At 71.1% G+C, this 3,664-nt stretch carries 3 protein-coding genes; 2 read left to right on the top strand and 1 reads right to left on the bottom strand.

Annotated features, from left to right (window positions below; translation table 11 throughout):
* Together A7A76_RS05330 and A7A76_RS05325 are read left to right on the top strand one after the other, a co-directional pair.
* On the top strand, nt 1-438 hold a 438-nt coding region (locus tag A7A76_RS05330; RefSeq protein ID WP_206410220.1), incomplete at its 5' end, for a hypothetical protein.
* A gap of 357 nt (nt 439-795) precedes the next feature.
* A complete protein-coding gene (locus A7A76_RS05325) occupies nt 796-987 on the top strand; it encodes a hypothetical protein (protein ID WP_206410219.1) in 192 nt (63 codons plus the stop codon).
* Nucleotides 988-1,179: 192 nt separating this feature from the next.
* On the opposite strand, the gene A7A76_RS05320 is transcribed toward A7A76_RS05325, so the two are convergent.
* A partial coding sequence (locus tag A7A76_RS05320) for a sensor domain-containing protein (protein ID WP_343225290.1) occupies nt 1,180-3,664 on the bottom strand: 2,485 nt, incomplete at its 5' end.

Here is a 3,664-nt window from a genome sequence, read left to right as displayed (position 1 = left end):
AAGCCCGCCGACGCCGCGCCGGCCGCCAGCGCCACCGCGCGCGCGGTGTCGGCGGGCATCCTCGCCGGCATTCGCCAGGGCGCGCAGCAGGACCGCAACGCCAAGCCGGCGCAGGTCGAGTGCGTCAAGGCCATCGCCGACGACGCGGTGGCCGCGCCGGTGCAGCAGGTGATCGAGGCCAGCCTCGGCGCCGAGGACCGCGCCGCGCTGGAGACCTTCTACGCCAGCGCGCTCGGCGCCAAGTACCAGGCGGCGATGCTGGCCAACGCCGATCCGGACAAGGCCTTCACCGCGGACGAGTGGGCGCGGGCCAAGGCGGTCATGGACTCGCCGGCGTACAAGAAGCTGCGCGCGGCGACGGTGTCGTCCAATCCGCTCGCGGCGCAGAAGATCGGCGGCGTGCTCAATCCGCTGCTGGGCGGCTGTTTCAAGGACTGAGTTCTTCCGGCCGGTTTTTCCGGCCGCGCATTCGCGGACCGATCCTTCGCGGGCCGGGCCCGCGACGAACGATCGTGCGCGGACCGATCGCGTCCTCGCCGCGGCGCCGTAGCGCGCGCCACCGATCCCGCACCGCGCGCGAACGTGACGGCCTGTGCGGCTTGGCATTGCGTGCGCGTCGCCCTTGCATGCGGCCGCGCCGGCCTCTGGCAGGCTGGCCTTCGACTCCGGTGCGGGCGCGTCGCGTTCGCCGTGCCGTACTCCGCCCGTCGTACCGAACCGGACAAGGAGGTCGCTCTCAAGCCGCCGCGTCGCGGGCCAGGGACGGTTGCGCGCGGTTTCCATCAGGAGACGCAAATGAAGAAGATCGGTTCGCGGATGAAGTCGGCGCTGCTGGCGTTCGCCATCGCAGGGTCTTTCAGCTTCGGTGCGGTGGCGGTGCAGCCCACCTTCGTCGACGGCAAGTGCGTGAGCCCGGAAACCGGCTGTACGTGCCGGGCCGGCTGCACCTACGGCGGCGACCGCCATAGCTGTTGCCTGATTCCGTAAGTCGTGCGGCGCGAAGCGCCCCGCCGCGGCGGGGCGCTTCGTCGCAACGATGACCCGGAAAACGCAAGTCCGACTGTAGGAGCTGCGCGAGCTGCGACCGCGAAACCTCGCTTGCGACGCAAGCCGGAGGTCGCGGTCGCAGCTCGCGCAGCTCCTACAGTCGGATACGGGGTTTGCGCGGGTTGGCGCAGGTCAGTGCGGCGTTTGCGCCAGGCAGTAGTCGCGCAGTTCGTCCGGCGCCAGGCCGGGCGCGAACAGGAAACCTTGGCCGATCAGCACGCCCAGTTCGCGCAGGAACGCGCGCTGGCGCTGGGTTTCCACGCCTTCGGCGACCAGGCCGAGGCCGAGGCTGCGGGCGATGCCGGTCACCGCCTGGCAGACCGCGACGTCGGACTGGTTGTCCGGCACGCCCTGCACGAACAACTGGCTCAGCTTGAGCCCGTGGATCGGCAGGCGGCGGATGTAGTTGAGCGCGCTGTAGCCTTCGCCGAAATCGTCGATCGACAGGCTGACCCCGAGTTCGCGCAGGCGGGCGAAGGTGCGCACGGTGTCGGGCGCGTCTTCGATCAGCACGCGTTCGGTGAATTCCAGTTCCAGCGCGCTGCCGGGCAGGCCGTGCGCGGCCAGCGCGGCGGCGACGGTGTGGCCGAGGTCGTCGCCGAGGAACTGGCGATAGGAGACGTTGACCGCGATCCGTTCGATGGCCAGGCCCTGGTCGCGCCACTGGCGCAGTTGGCGGCAGGCTTCGTGCAGCACCCAGCCGCCGATGCCGACGATGTCGCCGGTGGTTTCGGCGTGGTCGATGAAGCGGTCCGGGCTCATCTCGCCGAGCGAGCGGTTGCGCCAGCGGATCAGGGCCTCGGCGGCGACCACGCGGCCGTCGTGCAGGTTCACCTGCGGCTGGTAGACCAGGTGGAACTCGTCGTTGTGCACGGCCCGGCGCAGGTGGGTTTCCAGTTGCAGGCGGTGCAGTTGCTGCTCGGCCAGTTCCGGGGTGAAGGCCTGCCAGCTGTTGCGGCCGCGGCGCTTGCTGTCGTACATGGCCACGTCGGCGCTCTGGATCAGCTGCTGCGCGGTGCGCCCGTCCAGCGGCGACTGGGCGATGCCGATGCTGGCGGTGATGGTGAACTCCTCGCCGTCGACGCGGAAGCTGTCGCCGAAGATCGCCAGGATCGCGTCGGCCAGGCGTTCGGCGCGGGTCGGATCGCCGTCGAGCGAGCACACCACCAGGAATTCGTCGCCGCCGAAGCGGGCGATCTGGGCGCGCTCGCCGACCGCGTGGCGGATGCGGCGCGCGGCCGAGGCCAGCAGGCGGTCGCCGGCGGCGTGGCCGAGGATGTCGTTGACCACCTTGAAGCGGTCCAGGTCGATGTACAGCACCGCCAGCGGCGCGTGCGGGAACGCGTCCAGGCGGCGCTCGAGTTCGTCCTGCACCGCGTCGCGGTTGAGCAGGCCGGTCAGCGGATCGCTGCGCGCCTGGATCCGCAGCTGCTCTTCTTCGAGCTTGCGTTCGGTGATGTCCTGCAGGGTGCCGGTCAGCACTTGCCGGACCACGTCGCCGACGCCGGCGTCGGCGATCGCGCGCACCCAGAACACGCTGGCGTCGGCGCGCAGGCCCTGCAGCTCCAGGTCGAGGCTGCGGCCACCGGCGAGGGTGCGTTCGAGCGCGTTGCGCAGGCGGTGGCGGTCCAGCGGCAGCAGGCAGCCGATCAGTTCCTCGATCCGGGTCGGCGCCGGGTCGCGGCCGAGGATGCGCTGGGCTTCGAAGGTGAGATAGAGCCGGTCGCGGCCGGCGTCCCATTCCCAGCCGCCGATCTGGGCCAGGGCCTGGGCGCGGTCGAACAGGGCGCTGTCGCGCTTGAGCTCGGTGATGTTGGAGAACAGCGCGAACACCTGGTGCGGGCGGTCGCCGCCGGGCGGGAACTGCGGCACGGCGGTGATCGACAGCCAGATCAGTTCGCGGCGCACGCGGTGGTAGAGGCCGAGCACGGTGCTGTTGACCACCGCGCCGCTGTCCAGCGCGACCCGCGAGGGGTAGTGCTCCGGCGCCAGTTCGTGGCCGCGTTCGTCCACCACCATCCAGTCGCCGGAACGCAGTTCCTCGGCGATGCTGTCGCCGTTGTGCAGCGACAGCAGCCGCATCGCCGCGCTGTTGGCGTAGACGATGCGCAGCGCGTCGTCCTGCACGATCAGGCCGCGGTCGATGGACTCGACCAGCTCGCGGAAGCGCAGTTCGTTCTCTTCGCGGCTGCTGAGGTCGCGCGCGACCGCGATGATCCGGCGCGCGCCGTCGTGGACGAAGCCGGCCGAATGCACTTCCACCGGGAAGCGGGTGCCGTCGCCGCGCTTGTTGGTGACCTCGATGATGTAGCTGCCGCCGCGGTTGAGGGTTTCCCACACCGGCGCGAGGTGGTCTTCGGGCAGCTCCGGGTTGAGCACGTGGATCGGCTGGCCGACGATGTCCTCGCGCAGGCGCCGGTGCGCGCCCATGCCGTTGCGGTTGATCTCCACCACGGTGCCGTCTTCGTCGAGCACGGTGACCAGGTCGGGGATGGCGTCGAAGGCTTCGCGGTACAGCGCGGCGCGTCGGCGCTCGTCGCGCAGCGCGTCGGCGGCGCGTTCGAGCGGCGCGCGCAGGTGCGCGGGCAGGTGCGGATCGCCGAGCGCGGCGTGCAGC

This window comes from Lysobacter enzymogenes (genome assembly GCF_017168095.1).
GTDB lineage: Bacteria > Pseudomonadota > Gammaproteobacteria > Xanthomonadales > Xanthomonadaceae > Lysobacter > Lysobacter enzymogenes_D.
The sequence above is the reverse complement of the archived record's forward strand: the minus strand, read 5'-3'. Positions and strand labels throughout refer to the sequence as shown.

Excerpts from the sequence above, each read along its gene's own strand:
- A7A76_RS05325 (WP_206410219.1), top strand. The coding sequence starts at position 796 with ATGAAGAAGATCGGTTCGCGGATGAAGTCGGCGCTGCTGGCGTTCGCC.